A 17,391-nucleotide genomic window follows, 5' to 3' on the forward strand; every position below is an offset into this window, starting at 1 on the left:
CATGTCTCATCCAACTAAAACCGGCATACCGCCGGCAAAAGGCTTATCCAACGGCAATAGGATCAAACTCATTATCGTTTGTGCGGCCGCTGCCGTCGGCGGATTCATGTTCGGTTACGACACATCCGTCATCAATAGCGCCGTCAAGGCACTGACCAGTCCGGATTCGGGATTCGGCGTCACAGGCTTCATGTCCGGATTCACAGTTTCATCGGCGCTCGTCGGCTGCGCTGTAGGAGCTTGGTTTGCTGGCAAACTCGCCGATCGCTACGGTCGCACCAAGGTTCTTATCGGCGCATCCATACTTTTCGTGGCCTGCGCCTTGGTATCGGGCCTGACAAGCAACGTTTGGGTGTTCTTCATATTCAGATTCCTAGGAGGGATCGGGGTCGGCTTCACCTCTGTCATCGGGCCTTCATACATATCGGAGATCGCTCCTCAGAATCTGCGCGGCATGCTAGGTTCCATGCAACAATTCGCCATTGTCCTTGGACAAATAGCAGCTTTAGGCCTCAATGATCTGTATGCGATGGGCGCAGGCGGTGCTGAAAAGACCTGGTGGCTGGGTCTGGCGGCTTGGCGATGGATGCTGATGACTATGGCTCTGCCAGGCATACTCATGTTCGTGGTGGCACTGATGCTTCCGGAGTCCCCAAGATACCTGGTGATGAAAGGGGAGAACGAAAAGGCCAGGACTATCCTCTCCGAAATCACAGGCGAGCCCGATCCCGACGACAAGGTTCAGGAAATACGTGGAACCATGCTCGAACGTCCGGCGCGCTTGTCTGATCTGAGGGGCAATTGCTTCGGATTGCGCAAGGTCATGTGGGTGGCAATCGGAGTAGCCATGCTGCAGCAGCTCCAAGGTACGAACGTTATCATGTTCTATGATTCGTCCATGTGGCAGATGGTCGGATTCTCCGAGCAAAGCGCATTGCATATGTCGTTCATTCGCACGATCTTCGCTCTGATTGCAACCATGATCGGCATGGCCTACATCGACAAGATCGGTCGGCGCAAGCTGCTGACGATTGGCTCCGTAACCATGACCATTGGTCTGGCGCTTATGGCCGTAGGGTTCTTCACCGGCAAAGTGGTCAACGGTGAAGTGAACGTGACCACAGGCTGGGCCTGGTTCTTGCTGATCGTAGCCAATGTATTCTGGTTCTGCTATTCCGCTACCTGGGCACCTGGCATGTGGGTCGTCATCTCCGAAGTGCTGCCAAACTCCATTCGCGCCATAGGAGTGTCAGTGGCGACTTTCTTCTGCTGGATTGCTTCAGCCGCCTGCAACTGGGTGTTCCCTTCGATGCGTGACGGGATTGGCTTGGGCTGGTCCTACGTGATCTTCGCCCTTTTCGGCGTAGTAGGTTTCCTCCTAGTCACCAAGGCCCTGCCCGAAACCAGCGGCGTGGCGCTAGAAGACATGAGCGAGAACTGAAACCGGGCCCTACACGGGCATTTTGATGATGGCAGGGGCCATAACCACACGGCTCCTGCCATCATCCTTACCCACTTAAGGACCAGACTTATAGCATATCGTTAAGGAATATGGACAAAGAGGAACAGTAATCATGAAACCCGCCGAGCACTTCATCGACTTGGCCAAGTCGGACTTCGTCATGCGAATTCCTTCAGCCACAGCCCGGCGTACATTTCTTTACTTGCTTAGGTCTGGCCTGTTCAGCTACCAGCCCGGCTATCGTCTTGATCGCCGCTCCTTTGACAGTTTTCTCGTCATGCTAGTGCTCTCAGGATCCATGGATTTGGATCTGCCTGCAGGTCATTTGCGGGCCGTGGCTGATCAATTCGTTCTCGTTGACTGCTATTCCCGCCATCGTTATGGGACTGACACTAAAACGGACGTGTTGTGGATGCACTTCGATGGAATAACGGCACGACCGTATTATGATTTGATCACAGCAAAACTTGGAAACGTAATTACCCTTCGCAACCCTTCATATGCGCGGACTCAGTTGCGTGAAATCCACGATATGGCCACGGATCAAGGTGGATACTCCGAACCGGAGATGGCTCGTCATATTACCGATCTGCTCACGGAATTTGCTGTAGAGAACAAGCCTGGAGTCACAGCAAAGCGCTCACATACCATCGATGACTCGATAGCATACATCGCCGATAATCTCAATCAGTCACTAACGGTGAGCTCACTGGCCGAACGGGCATATATGAGCGAATACCACTTTATTCGCATCTTCAAAAAACAAACAGGTCTGACACCTCACGCATATATCACTGCTTCACGTATTGATGTGGCCAAGTTCCTACTTGCCAACAGCGACCTTTCCCTGGACGAAATCCGCAAACAGTGCGGATTCTCTTCGATATCAATCCTGTGCACCACTTTCAAACATCAAGTAGGTATGACTCCTATACAGTACCGCCGTCAAAGCGGTGATTACTGAGTGTTCACTACTCTTCAACATTCAAAAATCCTATTAGGATAATTCGTGCCCATATTGGCATCCTCATCGCAGATTCCGCAACAACATATTGGTATCATCCCACGCAATTCGATCTGCGCGCTATGCTAAGCGCAAGCATCCTTTTGCTGGTTTTAGGCTGTCTGGCAGTTCTACGTCTGCGGATTCATCATGGGCGTGGGCATGCCGGCTGTACTTTACCTAGCCGTACCCATCTTGATCAACGCATGGTTCTGCAAGCGCATCGGATTCAATATAGGTTTGTGCATGGTCTTCACAGGTGTAGGCGGTGCTATTTTCAACCAATTAGGCAACTTGATCATCCAATCCGCACCCGACGGATGGAGACGTAGATGCCTGACCGTTGGACTTATCATCCAGGTCGCCGCTCTTCCATTTACCATATTCGTCGTCCGCTCACATCCATCAGACCTAGATCTACAGCAAAACCCACGAGCAAGGGCATAACAGCACATCAGACCCCGCGTACCCCGGCTTTCTGATCCTTGGAGATATTCTGCGCACTGATCACCATTGATCAGACTGTCTACCAATTCCTGCCCCCCTATGCGACATCCATTCCCTCCATGGCCTCCATGGCAGGTCTGATTGCTTCCTCCTGCATGATTGGACAAGCAATCGGCGAGATCACACTTGGATTCATCAACGACCGGAATGCGGTCCTTAGTTTAGGGGGGGGAGATCAGTAGCGGACTGATGGGCATCTTTGCGATATGAGCTTTCACCAACCAGGGCATCCTGCTGCTGCTCAGTTCTTTCGGATTTGGATTCGTATATACTTGCACGACGGTCGAAACACCTCTGTTGGTGCGCTCGGGCTTCGGAACCTTGGACTATACGGAGATTGATGCCTGCGTACAGATGGACGATTCCGCAGCCTCAGCCGTCGCAGCGATCCTCTGGGAAATAATTGTTGACCGCCACATGGTTGTGCCATACTGCTCACCTTGAGCGCGCTGATCATGGTAACAGCTCTGACAACTGGCTCTCTTCCACTGGTCGATGGCCACAGGATAGAGAGCCTGTATACATGAAATAATTTTTACAGTAATTTCTGTATCGCTGCTTGTTCAAAGATAAGGTACCAAGCTACAAAGGCCGATGAGTGCGGATACGTTATTGACCCAAACTAATTCGTGAACAATACAGTTGGCATCATGCTGATTTACGCCATATAGCATCGCTTTTGAGGTCGAAAAATCTCATCGAGTTACAGCCAGCAGGCTTGGCGAAGCAGTAATACAAATCCACATACCAACCGCAGGAGACGTATCATCCCGAATGGCTCATGCAGCAACCATCAGTATGGGCATGCCATCACATAGGATGAAATACGACAGCACATCTCTATAAAGGAGTGGATATGACTGATCGTCTACAAGGTAAGGTGGCCATCATCACCGGAGGAACCGGCGGCATGGGCATAGGCATCGCCGAATGCTTCGTCCGCGAGGGAGCCAAGGTGGCCCTTACCGACATCAAGGAGACCGATGCCTCCCGCAGCTTCATGCAAGAGCATCCCGGGCAGGTCGTCTTCCACACCCTGGACGTGACGGACGAGGACCAGTGGGTCTCCACCATCGACACCGTTGAAAAGGAGCTGGGCCAGCTGACCACCGTGGTCAATAACGCCGGCGTCGGCGACAAGGGCGTCACCATGGACGAGGAAAGCTACGATGACTGGAAGAAGATCATCGCTATCAACCTGAACGGAACCTTCCTGGGCACCAAGCATGGCATGCGGGTCATGAAAGGCCGCGGCGGATCCATTATCAACATCTCCTCCATCGAGGGCTTCGTGGGCCTGAGCCGGGCCGGAGCCTACAACGCCAGCAAGGGCGGCACCAGGCTACTGACCAAGTCCGCCGCTCTGGATTCCGCCAACAACAACTACGGTGTTCGCATCAACTCGGTCCATCCCGGATTCATCAAGACCCCTCTGATCAGCCAGAGCCTTGAGGACAGGATGAGCAAGCTGACGCCCCTGGGCCATATCGGCGAGCCCCAGGACATCGGCGAGATCTGCGTCTACCTGGCCAGCGACGAATCCAAGTTCGCGCTGGGTGCCGAATTCGTTGTGGACGGTGGATTCATCGCCCAGTAAGGAGTTCCAGTAAGGAATTGCCCCAACCCCTTCTTCTGCCAGTCCGCTTCACAGTGATACAAGTGGCTAGGCTGAAGGAGGGGTTCACTTATGCCCTCAACGAGGGGGCGTCATGCGACTGTGGCATCAAGATTTGATCCGGCTGCTTCCCAGACAGCAGCTGCTGGGCCAGCATAGGGAGATCACCGCCCTGCGGGGCCTTGGATGGGGTCGACGGCATGCCACCGTTGACTATGTCTTCGACCACTGCCCATACAAGCTCTTTCAATTTCATCTGCTGGTCATGGCAACGATGCGCGAGCGCGGCTATCATCCTGATCCTGCCTGGTATGATCCGTTCTACCGCGGCAGGCATTGCCCGCCATACAAGGATCTGACTGCCGTGCCGTTGACGGACCCCATCTACCCCGAGCACGATGCAGCCTATCTGCAGGAGTGTTTGGCTAACCTGGCAGGGAAGGGCATCCATTTGCCCTAAAGGCGATCCTCAGGGCCGGTGTCGACTGGCTGCTGTGGCCATAAAATTCACTGACGTGTACGGCAATATTTGGGAACGGCTGTTTGAATCCGAGTACCTGCCCAAAGATTGTGCTTCGCCCGACAACCGGTTGGCGGAGTTTTGCCAACCGAAGGGCGTCATTCCCGAGTGAGCCTGGACACCGGGGGCACCAGGAGGGTGACCGCCACCAGCAAGAACGCCAAGGGCAACAGCGCCGGCCTGACACCGGTATGGTCGGCCAGAAACCCGATAGCCGGAGGGATGATCCAGGAGACCCCGTAGTAGGCAGTAGAGATGACCGAAGCACGCTGGGCCGCCACGGCTGGATCCTTGGTTGCCAAAGTAGTAACAATGGGTACGCCTAGAGCAGCTCCGACACCCCAAATTCCAGTGCCCACAAGGCTCAATACAAAAGAGGGCGAAAGAGCATAGACCAGGATGCCCAGAGCCGAGACCAGGAGGGTCAGGACCAGCGAGCGCATGTTCCCCAACCGCTCGATCAGATGTGTCCCCAACAGCCTTGAAACGATCATGGCTGCAGCGAAGATCGTGGGAGCAAGACCGGCTTGGGACTCGGGGACGCCGAAGGCATCGACCAGGCCGATCCCGCTCCAGTCGTTGACGGCACCCTCGCTGGCCTCCAGGGCCACATTAATCAGGGCAAGCATGAGAACCAGTGCATCGCCCCAAGCAGCCAACTGCTTGCCGAAGGCGGACGATTGCCCTGAACCCGCCTGCTGATCCGAACGTTCGTCGTCAGCGCCGCCCTTGTAATCCCCTAGAGGCTGAGCCGGGCAGAGCAGAACGCAGGCAATCACCAGAGCCAGGCTGACTAGCGCATTGACCGCCAGGTGCGCACCTATGGCTACACCCAGGTGAGATAGGAGCGAGCCCAGTCCCAGAGCAAGAAACATGCCCAGGCTATATGAGGCATGGAAGCGCGGCATTATGGACCGAGAGGAGAAGCGCTCCACCGCGCCGGCCTCAACGGTGTTGACCGTTCCCCAAAGGCTGATCCCCGCCGAATTGAAGAGCAGGCCCAAAACCACCCCTGGCACCGAACGCAGAGTGACGGCCAAAGCCGCGATCACCATTCCCAGGCACCAGGTGGAGGCTGCCAGCAGCATGGCCCGGCGCACACCCAGCCGATCGGTCAGCACTCCCGAGACCAGCATGCCGACCAGAGCGCCGCATCCGCCCAGAATGGTCATCAGAGCCAGGCCCGAAGGCTGCAGACCGAGACCTGCCTTGACTGTTGGCAGTCGAGAAATCCAGGCCGAAGTACCGATGCCCATGATGATGAAAAACCCGTAAACGGCCGACCGCTCGCGCATTCCGTGACCTGGAGGACCGACCGCCGAAGGCTCACGATGATCCCGTTCACTCATGCGGGTCTCCTTGTTCTGTCCATAATTGACTCTTTTCTTCGGAGTCGCATATCAATAGCGGGATCATAGCCAGTGATTTTGTATACTGCTCTATAGCATTATTATCGGATGACTCAATAACCATCGTAGACAGTCGACCGGATGACCTGAAAGGGATGCCCGGCCCGACGCCCCAGGCGGTCGTCGGCGCTCAAAAGGAGAAACGTGGCAAAGGGTAATTTGAGCGGAAAAGTCCTGGCCGGCCTGATGGCTATGGCCATGTTGATACCCACCATGGCCTTGGCTGATGGCGGGCAAACAGCGGATGCCCAGACCACGGGCTCCACGTCGACATCTCCAACGGCACATGCACAGCAAGCGACTGACACAAACCAGGCATCGTCCACGTCGACCCAAACCTCGACTCCACAGTTAAACACCGCCGCGTCCGGGGCAGCCCAAACCGCTCAGAAGTCGGAGTCAACCTCCTCGAGCCAGGCCGCGCCCATACAACCCAGCACAGGGCCGACCACCAAATCGGCAATCAAGGACATGCTGGACACCGACGACGCCGTGGTCACCACACTGTCCCAAGCTTCCCGCTCCACTGGCACGGCTCCTTTCGACAACGACAACAACCCCGGCGACGACCACGATGCAGACAATGACATAGTGCGCACTTTCGATAAGGTGTCCTACACCTACTCTTTTGCCGTAAATACCCGCAGCGAGACAACCAGCTATCGCCGAGGCCGAATAGGCTTCCAATTCAAACTGAGCCAGCCTGAGGACCAGGTCACCTTTGATGTGAATTCCATGGGCTGGGTGGACACTACGCCGGAATACCAGCCAAAGCAAACTACAGAGACTATCGACGGTCATCCGACACAGGTGCTTACCGTTTACAGGCTACTCACCGCCCCACAGAATTTGTCTACCGTTATTCCGGGATCCTCCAGCGTCACTCTGGTCCTTCGGGTCCGAAGCATGCCCAATGGCAGCAAATTCGCCCCCGAGGTCCAAGCCTGGGGCGCTCCGAATACCACCACCAAGACCGATCCTGCTTCAGCCACATCCGATCAGGTCACCGTGTCGGCCAAGCTTAATCTGAACCTGCGAATCACTGGCGGAACCAATGAAGGCTCCGGCAACCAAACCTTCGACTTCAACACCCCAGCCGCCAGCAATTACCCCAACCATGAGCTGGGTAAGCGCAAGGGGATAATCAGCAAGTTCAACTGGGCCGTTGACATGCGTTGGCCCGATCGAACCAAGGGCCTCAAGGGTCTGGAGGTTCCCACTGGCCCCATTACCTTTTCCCTGTCACTGAGCAATTTGTGGCAGACCGCTGGCGGAGATGCCTACCCGAAGATAGCGGATCTGCAACCCTACTTCTGGGACATCGGCACCATCGACGGCGACTTCAACAACAGCGGACGCAACACCGGCGATCAGGGCTGGAGACCCACTCTCAGCAACTATGGCTATGCCCGATCCACGGGTGGCACGGCTGGAAAGGACCAAGTCCAAGGCAATGGTCAATACACCGTGGCTGAACAGCGCAACAGCCAGGGCCTCAGGCTGGACCTGACTTTGAAGGACTATAAAACCAACGACCCCTTCCCCTACCTGGGACACACCTATGCACCAGACGCCAAGTGCACGCCTGCCCTGGCCTCGACTGACTGCACGCGACAAGAAGTGGCCGAAATCTCCACTGGTTACCTATATGTCTTCAACCCCTCCACTGTCGACGGCAAAGACGTGGCCAACTACTATGGACAGACCGGTCTCAGCTTGCAGAGCAAGGTCGACGACGGCAACCTGAGTGCGAAATCGCTATCAAACCAGTCTTTACCCCATGCCTCTGGCCCCACGGACACGTCAAACCAACCCGACCAGTCCGATGACATGTGGCACAACGTCATCTTCACGCTAGGCTCCAACACAATAAAGGCAGGCATCAGCAACATCATTCAGTACAGTTGCATGACGGCTCCTAACTTTTTTGATGACGGCGTGGACTGCGGGTGGTGGACTGCTCCTGACAATCTACGGGGGACCGACTCAGCAGTCGCAGGGACCAAAGTGCGGGTAACGGCCGGTTTTAACTTCAAAACCAGCAAGGCTGATCTGCCTCTGCTGGGAATGTCCTTGGTCAAGATCGACCCAAAGGTAGTTGGACTGCCAAACTCCGACGGTCTGGATCTTCCCTGGGGCAACGGCATCTGGCAGAACGGCAAATACAATGATCCAACGAGCGATAAAAACCCGTTGCTGGATCTGGTCATGTACGCCACCAAACCCGACGGGAAAGACTGGAAAAACGACACTGAGCAAGCCAATGCCGACATAGAGGATCTGAACTTTTATAGCACGCAGGAGGATGCAAAGAAGCATGGCACGGTTGTAGGCATGCTGCTGGGCGGGCGCACCGCCGCGCCCTCCAGGTTTGCCGAAGAGAATTCCCGATTCGGCTTCGGTGGATTTGTGATCAACGTCCTCCCCGATGCCAAAGTAGGTTCGGTAGCCCAGCTGACATCAGTTTCACGCACTTTCACCCGCAGCCAATTAGCAGCTATGGCCGGGCTAAGCCCCGAGAACTCCAGCGATCAGGAATGGGAGGAGTGGGCCAAGAAACAGAACCCCTACGATCTGGCCAAAATCAAATCTCCCGTCTTAGCCACGTCAGTCGGAGGCTATACCAAGGCCAACTATGACCAAATAAACGGTTACCTGGGCGGAGACACCGGCGGCAATGAACACGGGGACAGCCTCTATGTAGCCGGCGAAACCAACACCATCTCCAACGCCGTAGCACAAGCAAGCACCAATTCCAAACCCAAAGAATACTTTGACATAGACAGCGATCAACGGTTCGTTGACTGGCGGCTAACCATCAACACCGGCACATCAGCTTCCCAAGCCAACAAGGGCGCCAAAACCGAACTCTACATCACCGACAAACTACCGGCAAAGCTCCACTACATCCCCGGCAGCGCCCGATTGGGTGGCACATATACGGAAGCCACGCCTGAAATGGGCCACATAGAGGGCGGAACCGCCTGTGAGCCATCAGTGAGCACGGACCCCGGAACCGGAATCACCACTCTGTCCTGGACACTGACCGACATCCCTGTGGACGGCAACAACCGCGTCATCCACTTCTCCACCTCCCTGGGTGACTTGACTGACCCTAACAAAGACATCGGCTCCAACGAAGACCTGACGACCTCTGCCACAGTTCAGTCAAAACAGAATATGTCCCAGCCCAACACATACTTGAAGACTGCCGACTCCTTCACTATCCACGCTTGGCGGACCAACACCACCAGCCTTTCCACTTCAGCCGTACAGGATACGAATGAAGCCGGCGCACCAATCGGCTTCACCAACATGCTGAGCAGCACCTCAGGCAGTGGCAAGCAGCATCACTATGCCATCGACATCATGCCGTACAAACAGACAAGCGGCAAACCCGACTTCCACGGGGAACCTACTTTTGCCGATATGAGCGTAAAAGCTTCGGCGGGGGCTAGTCTGAGCCGAATCACCATCCGCTACACCACAGATTCTCGATGGCGAGTGAATGACACGAGTTCCATACAATCCCAGGAATACCTCTCTTGGGACAAGGCTGACTTGGACACAACAAGTGGCGAAGTGAAAATGCCTGCAAACGTGGTGGCCTGGGCCTTCGTCATCGATGGGCAGCCCAACCAATTCCGCTATGACATTACTTTCCATATAAACCCCGGAAACAACTCCTCCGGCGACCTCTATCGGAATCGCTGGGGCAATGCACTGAACCAAATGCCGGCCCAGGCCATGGTTGTTCAACGTTCCATCAGTGGCATCGTATGGTACGACGTCGATGGGGACGGCACCCGCTCTTCGGAAGATATTCTGCTTAAAGATGTCAAAGTGACCCTGCTCAACGATTCTGACGACAAGCCCGCCAAGTCGGTCGTCACCCCACATGATGATCTAAGCACAAAATCTGATTCCCAGGGCAAGTACGAACTGACCAATATACCGGCAGGGCAATTCCATCTGCGGTTCGACCCCGCTCCGAGTACGAACTGGACCCACCTGTCTACGACAATCCAGAAGGCCAGCGGAGCCAGCCCGAGCGAAAACTCCTCAGCCAGCGACATACTGGAGGACGGAACTATGAAAGGCGCCGTCATCAAGGATATTAAGTTCCAGAAGGCCGAGGATATGGTGGACGCAGCCAGCCAATCCCTGGATTTCAACAACTGTGGCTTGACAGGAACAATGGACACCAATGAAGTGTCTGCAGGAGTCAAAGTACAGATCCAAGGCAGGAACTGGCTCAACTCAGACTCCTTCACGTTAACTGCCGAGCCCTTGGGTGGCGCACCGTCCGCAGCGTTGCCCAGCCAAATCACCGTAGACGCCGACAACCAAAATATTCAGGTGCCCGTCAACGTGTCTGCTCTGCCCGACGATGGCAGCTACGAGTATCGTATACGCCAGGAAACCGGCTCCATTCCTGGCCTGACGTATGATCAGAGCACTGCAATCCTGACCATCACTTTGACAACCGATGCAGCTCAGCTACACCGTACAGCCAAGGCGCAGTGGACTGACAGCAAGGGCAAGAAGATAGACACGGCGGTCTTCACCAACACCTACCAGGCCAAGCCGGCCACGGTCAGGCTCACCGCCTCCAAGCACCTGGAAGGCCGGGGCCTGAAAGCCGGGGAGTTCGACTTCCTCCTGCAGAACACCAAGGGCGGGAAGCCGGCCCAGGCATCCAACAAGGCCGACGGGACCGTCGCATTCCCCGACCAGACCCTGACCGAGGCCGGCGACTACGCGTACTCCGTGAGCGAGGCCCAGGGCAGCCTGCCCGGCATCACCTACGACCAGAAGACGCACCGGATCACCGTCCACGTCACCGACGACCAGCAAGGCCAGCTCCAAGCCACCATCGACGGCAACAACCCCACCTTCACCAACCATTACCAGGCCAAGCCAGCCAAGCCCGTCATCACCGCCACCAAGCACCTGCAGGGCCGGGACCTGAAAGCCAACGAGTTCACCTTCCACCTGTACGACGGGCAGACCGGCCATGAAGCGGGCTCGGCATCCAACGACGCCCAGGGCAGGATCGCCTTCAACGACCTGACCCTGGACCAGCCCGGCGACTACCACTACACCATCCGCGAGGACCAGGGCAGCCTGCCCGGCATCACCTACGACCGGCACGCGGCCACGGTCGACGTCCACGTCACCGACGACCTCAACGGCCAGCTCCAAGCCACCATCACCAGCAAGGACACCACCTTCACCAACACCTACCAGGCCAAGCCGGCCACGCCAGATAACCCTGACAACCCTGGCAACTCTGGAGGACATGACAAGCCGAATCCACCGGTAGAACCGAGCAAACCGAGCGAGTCCGATCATGCATCCAACAAACCAGATCAAACCAGTTCCAATAGCCAAAAACCGGTGCCAGGAAACCAATCTTCTGATGACCAAGCAAAGCCATCTGCAGATTCTCAAGCCCTAGCCGCCTCAGGCTCAGACATGGTCATGCCTGTAGCACTGACTGTCGGCACTGCCGTCCTCGGCCTGGCACTGATGTGCTTGTTGCGGCATCGCAGGGATCAGGATGCTGACCTGGGCTAATCGTTCCCCGCATGAGAACACAGCTGGGCCTCTTCTTCACTAGTGACAGGCACCTATGGCGAACCTCACGGTTCCCTGCCCCTATCTGCAGGCGAAATTTGCTATTCTTGCAAGTGGAAGGAATCTTGCATCCAGAGGTCACCGTCGACGATGGACGGTCACCTGAACGGTCATGGCCCTGCACGGTCATGATGTCGATTGTCACACGTGCAGGCCGTCATACAGAAAGGTCAGTCATGGCAGACGATACAGTCATTGTTGTTGATACTTCCATGTTCGAAAAAGACGCCGACGCGAAAACCGCCAAGGCCAACGAGGTCGCACGCAAGTACGGCATCAGCGACGAGGCCCTCAAGAAGGTCGAGGATTACAAGGATCAGTTGAGCTACCACCAGGCATGGGATCTGCCGTTCCTGGGCTACGTGGACGAGGACGGCTATGGATACGCCTACGTGCCCAACAAGGCTGTCGCAGCCGATGGATGGGACGCCCACAAGGCCTTCCTGGATCTGCCTGATGATGTCCAGACGGCCTTCGCCATCCGCATGCTCTTCACCCATCGCGACGTCGACCGCCACGGTGCAGAGATGTTCCTTCACCACGGCCGCGGGCTGACAGTCCGCTTCCAGGAGCCCACCTCAGCCAGCTACTGAGCCTGAGCTACCTTAACTCACTCGACCCCCGGTCCCGTCGTAATAACCCCCTGACAGGACCGAGGGCTTTTCCATGCCGACAATCAAGGCAGAAGCCCCATCCAGGCAGGAGCTAGCACACCGACGCAGGCTCCGACGATCGGCCCGGCAAAGGGTATCCAGGCGTAGCTCCAGTCCGCATCCTTCTTGCCGGACATGGGCAAAAGGCAGTATGCCAATCGAGCGGAAAAGTCACGTGCCGGATTCATGGCCGCACCGGAAACCCCGCCGAGGGCCATGACCAGAACCGTGATGACCAGGGCCACGCCCAGGGGCCCGACCTGGGTAGGCGTCCCCCCATTGAGAAAAACCCAGGTAACCAGAATGGCCGTGCCGATAGCCTCCGATGTCAGATTCCAGAAATTCGAACGTATGGCCGGCTTGGTACAGAAAACCATAAGTTTGGTATCTGTATCGGTCGGAAGTTCGAAATGCTTGCGAGTGCCCAGGTAGCCCAGGCAGGAACCAAAGAAAGCCCCCAGGAACTGGGCGGAAATAAAAATGGCTACGTTGGCTAAGGTAACCGGAATGCCACCCTTGCCCACAGCCAGACCGTTCAAAGTCGCCTGCGGATCAATCCAGTGACCGACCACCCTGGCCAGGGTCACAGCCGGATTGAGATGGCCGCCCGTTCTCCACCCCGCATATACGCCTACATAAACAGCAAGACCCCAACCCAATGAAGCGTTGATCCAGTCAGCCCGATAGGCCCCCGTCTTGGGGAGTGACCTGCTGGCTGCGACCATGACCGCGATGGCCATCATAATGGCTGTACCCATAAACTCTGAGCAGAACATCTGCACACCGCTGATCATGCTTTCCCTCCAAGCTTCCTGCCATCAAAGGAGCTGAAGGTGACCAGACTCCCAGAACCGAATAGTCAACTGCTGCCAAATCGACAAAACCACCGGTGGAGCAACCAACAATCTGCTCATACATATAGTCTTTCGATTTGACTAATACATCAAGAATAACCGAAGCCGTGACCCAAGGGTCTCGTCACCATGATGCTGTATTCATGACCATTGACTAGTAGATCAGCAGCCGTTTCGGATCAGCTCAGCAGGGCCAGGAGGTCCTTTCTGCTCAGCCTGGCCACGCTGGCAGCACCGGTGGAGGCAGCCGAATCGACAAAGCGCGATGCCAGGTCGCTCTTGCTGTGCTGCAGGTTGAGGATGCGCTCCTCGATGGTGTCCTTGGCTACGATCTGGTAGACGTTGACGTCCTGGGTCTGGCCGATCCGGTGGGCGCGGTCGTTGGCCTGCTCCTGGGCTGCGGCGTTCCACCAGGGGTCCGCATGGACCACCACACAGGCTCCGGTCAGGTTGAGCCCGGTGTTGCCGGCCTTCAGGGAGATCAGGAAAACCGGCGTGGCATCCCTATTGAACTGTTCCACCAGCTCCAGCCGCCGCTTCTTGGAGGTGGCGCCGGTGATCAGGTCGTAGGACACGTCCAGCCGACGGAGCCGCTGGGCTATCAGGTCCAGGTAGGAGGTGAACTGGGAGAAGATCAGCATCTTGCGTCCGGCATCCTGGCAAGAGGCCACCAGATCCTCGATGGCATCCAGCTTGGCCGAATCGCCGCGCCGGTCTCTACCCTGATCCTGATAGACCAGACGCGGATCGCAGCAGACCTCCCGCAGCCTGGTCAGCTGGGCCAGGACCTGAATCTTGCCGACCTCGTACTCCTGGTCCCTTTCCTTGTTGAGCGTGGCCCTCAGCTCCTGCTCCAAGGCCGCATAGAGCTTGCGCTGGCGACCCTGGAGGGGCACGCTGATCACGTTTTCGATCTTCTCGGGCAGATCCGTCAGCACCTGGGACTTGAGCCGGCGCAGAATGAAAGGCCCCACCAGGGCCTGGAGCCGGGATTGGGCATCCTGGTCGCCGCTGAGTATGGGCATCTCGAAGCGGTCCCGGAACCGGGAGTAGGGACCCAGCATCCCGGGCATCAGGAAGTCGAAGATGCTCCAAAGCTCGGACAGCCGGTTCTCGATGGGCGTGCCGGTCAGGGCGTACCGGTGCAGGCTGTCCAGAGCGCGTACGGCCCGTGCGGCCTTGGTGGCATGGTTCTTGATGTACTGGGCCTCATCCAGAACCAAGGCATACCAGGGCAGGCTCCGATACCGGTCCAGGTCCCGCCTGAGCAGATCATATGAAGTGATCAACAGGTCGTAGGACTGCGCCTGATCCAGCAGAGCCTGACGTTGGCTGCGCCCTCCGGCCAGGGTCGCCACCCGCAGATCCGGCGTAAAACGGCGGCACTCGGCCTCCCAGTTATAGACCAAGGAGGCCGGACAGACGATCAGCGACGGTCCCCGACCCCTGGCCTGATCCCGACGGGAGAGCAGGTAGGCCAGCATCTGTATGGTCTTGCCCAGACCCATCTCGTCGGCTAGGATGCCGCCGAATCCGCGGTCGCTCAGGGTGCATAGCCAACGCAGCCCCTCGACCTGGTAGGGCCTGAGCTGTCCGCGCAGCCCGTCAGGGACCCTGAACCCCTGAGGGTCGGGCTTGCGCTCCTTCAGGTAGTCTCGAAAGCTGGGATCGCGGTCCTGCTCGGGCACCAGCGCATCCAGGTAGCCAAGCTGGAATTCAGGCACATGGACCGGCCCCTTGGCCAGATCAGCAGGGTCGATGCCCAGGTCTTGGGCCAGGGTGTCCACAGCCTCGGTATTCAGATCATCCAATTCGACGAAAGCCCCGTTGCGCAGGCGATGGAAGCGCCGACGGCGGCGATGGTCGGCCAGGATGGCAGCAGCCTCCTCGGGCTGCACCTCATCGGCGATGGGCGAGATCTCGACCAGACCGGAGCGCACCCGCACACCCACGCGGATCTGCGGATGAGAGACGACGCTCAGCCCGTCGAAGGCCGGGGTGGAGAAGACCTGTCCCAGACCCTTGAGCACAGGCAGGCCCCGGGTCAACAGGGTGTGGATGGCCTCCTCGTTCTCCTCGGGGATACGGGCCAGCCCCTCCTCCATCAAGGGGAAATAGCGGCGAACCGTCTGCCGGGCCAAAGACTCGCTCTCCCGATCTCTGCCGGGTTCATCCTCCGAGGCAGGATCAGCGCCGACGGACAGAAGACGGTCCCCGTAGCGGGCCTTGAGGTCACAGCTGACCCCCTGCCGATCCCTGTCCAGGTAAAGTTCGATCCTGCAGGGCGGCCGCCGCCGGGCATCCAGCTCCTCGGGCAGACTGGCAGAGAGCCCGGATCCTTCCTGGGCGCCCTGATCCAGGTCAGGCAGGACGGTCCGGGCGAACAGATCCAGGTCGTCGGCGTCCAGATGCAGATCCCGATCCTCGCCAGGACGGCAGAGGGTCTCCAGCAGATCCCGATGACGCATGAAACGCGCGCTGCAGCGGTGGATGACCGGCCCCGGATCCAGCCCTAAGCCGGGTTGCGAAGGGCGCACGATAACGAAGGAAGAGACCTGACCGACGATGAAGCGCTCCACGGCCAGGGCATGGGTGATCCGGTAGCCATCCGCCTCCTTGCTGACCGCGATGCCAGGGTCCGGATCCCCGTCGAGGACGGGGGCAGGCATGGTCTGCAGGAAGGAGTCCTCGGGAGGCGTGTAGTCCAGGGTGAGCCCGGAGTCTACGAACAGGTCGAGAATCTGCGCCACTTCGTCGTCGCTGAGCCGGATCCCCGCCAATCCTGCGCGTGCAAGGCGGCGGCGCATGCCCCCCTCCTGTTCGGCCAGGCTGCGGCGGATGGCACCGGCCCTTTCAAGAATGGTCAGCAGAGCCTGGGCCCGGTCATCAAAGGTGTCACGAGAATGAATGAAGGCCAGCCGCCGCCCGTAAGACATGAATTCGCCATGGTCCACGGCACGCAGCAGGGCCGGAAGGTCCTTGACCAGGTAGGCGACCCCGTGGGAGGACAGGGTGATGTGCAGACGGACCAGCCAGCCGCCGCGCTCACTGGTCAGATCGGGGATAAGCCCGACCGAGCCGATGGGCAGGTGACGGCCGCCAACCGGTCCGCTCTCCTGCTTGAGCAGGTTCAGCTGGCGGTCACGAAAGGCCTGCCGACGCCGACCCTCCTGCCGGCGCATGTAGGCTGCCAGGGGTCCCGAGGTCGACCGGGCGGAACTGGATCGACCCTGGTCGCCGTCCCAGTCATCCGATCCTGCAAAGGATTGGCTGGACTCGTTGTAGGCCATGATCAGGGCGACGACATGCTTGCAGGCAGGACCCTGGCGCCCAAAGGCCCGGCAGGTGCAGGAGGAGTCGATGACCCGATGGGCCTGCTCGTCCAGCCGAGCCTGGACCATGCAGTCGCCATCCGGCTGATAAGTGGCGGGCACACGCCCCTTGAGAACGGTCAGAGCCCCCAGGTGCCGCAGGCGCAGGTCTGTAAAGCGGCGGTCATCCAGCAGTTGATGGGCGCGGAAGTAGGCCTTGCCGCCCAATCGGCGCAGAGCGGCGTCAGAGATGGTGTCTGGATCGCCGAAGGTCCGCCCCTCCTCATCGTCGCCCGGATCATAGAAGCCATGGTCTCCTGAACCAACGGCTCTTGACCCGTAGACCGCTGCATGCCAATCCACACGCACCCTCCTTATGGTCTCTGACGACCATTCCCGAGCATAACCTTTTCCGTT

At 57.8% G+C, this 17,391-nt stretch carries 9 protein-coding genes; 6 read left to right on the forward strand and 3 right to left on the reverse strand.

Annotated features, from left to right (window positions below; all coding sequences use genetic code 11):
- Window position 1 precedes the first annotated feature (1 nt).
- The 4 genes from ACUIAH_RS05240 (at window position 2) to ACUIAH_RS05255 (ending at window position 5,047) form a co-directional block, all read left to right on the forward strand.
- Window positions 2-1,441: a sugar porter family MFS transporter gene (locus tag ACUIAH_RS05240; protein WP_445340568.1), complete on the forward strand. Its 1,440-nt coding sequence runs from the start codon at window positions 2-4 to the stop codon at window positions 1,439-1,441.
- A gap of 133 nt (window positions 1,442-1,574) precedes the next feature.
- On the forward strand, window positions 1,575-2,426 hold the full coding sequence (locus ACUIAH_RS05245; protein ID WP_445340569.1) for an AraC family transcriptional regulator: 852 nt from the start codon (window positions 1,575-1,577) through the stop codon (window positions 2,424-2,426).
- 1,402 nt (window positions 2,427-3,828) lie between these two features.
- Window positions 3,829-4,569 carry an SDR family oxidoreductase gene (locus ACUIAH_RS05250; protein WP_445340570.1) on the forward strand — a complete coding sequence of 247 codons (741 nt, stop codon included), beginning with the start codon at window positions 3,829-3,831 and terminating at the stop codon, window positions 4,567-4,569.
- A gap of 112 nt (window positions 4,570-4,681) precedes the next feature.
- Complete coding sequence (locus ACUIAH_RS05255) at window positions 4,682-5,047, forward strand: TIGR02328 family protein (protein ID WP_445340571.1); 366 nt, start codon at window positions 4,682-4,684, stop codon at window positions 5,045-5,047.
- A gap of 158 nt (window positions 5,048-5,205) precedes the next feature.
- Here the strand turns inward: ACUIAH_RS05255 and ACUIAH_RS05260 are convergent, their stop codons facing one another.
- Window positions 5,206-6,456 (reverse strand): MFS transporter, encoded by a 1,251-nt coding sequence (locus tag ACUIAH_RS05260; RefSeq protein WP_445340572.1) that lies wholly within the window; start codon window positions 6,454-6,456, stop codon window positions 5,206-5,208.
- A gap of 204 nt (window positions 6,457-6,660) precedes the next feature.
- Here ACUIAH_RS05260 and ACUIAH_RS05265 point away from each other — a divergent pair, with 204 nt between their 5' ends.
- On the forward strand, window positions 6,661-12,096 hold the full coding sequence (locus tag ACUIAH_RS05265) for a Spy0128 family protein (RefSeq protein ID WP_445340573.1): 5,436 nt from the start codon (window positions 6,661-6,663) through the stop codon (window positions 12,094-12,096).
- 236 nt (window positions 12,097-12,332) lie between these two features.
- Window positions 12,333-12,749, forward strand: a complete 417-nt coding sequence (locus ACUIAH_RS05270; protein WP_045924232.1) for a hypothetical protein — start codon at window positions 12,333-12,335, stop codon at window positions 12,747-12,749.
- A gap of 83 nt (window positions 12,750-12,832) precedes the next feature.
- Here ACUIAH_RS05270 and ACUIAH_RS05275 read toward each other — a convergent pair whose 3' ends face one another.
- Window positions 12,833-13,603, reverse strand: coding sequence for an MIP/aquaporin family protein (locus ACUIAH_RS05275; RefSeq protein WP_445340574.1), 771 nt, complete (start codon window positions 13,601-13,603; stop codon window positions 12,833-12,835).
- Between the two features lie 239 nt (window positions 13,604-13,842).
- Window positions 13,843-17,337, reverse strand: coding sequence for an SNF2-related protein (locus tag ACUIAH_RS05280; protein ID WP_445340575.1), 3,495 nt, complete (start codon window positions 17,335-17,337; stop codon window positions 13,843-13,845).
- Window positions 17,338-17,391 lie beyond the last annotated feature (54 nt).

The sequence above is a fragment of the Bifidobacterium sp. ESL0820 genome, assembly GCF_052606235.1.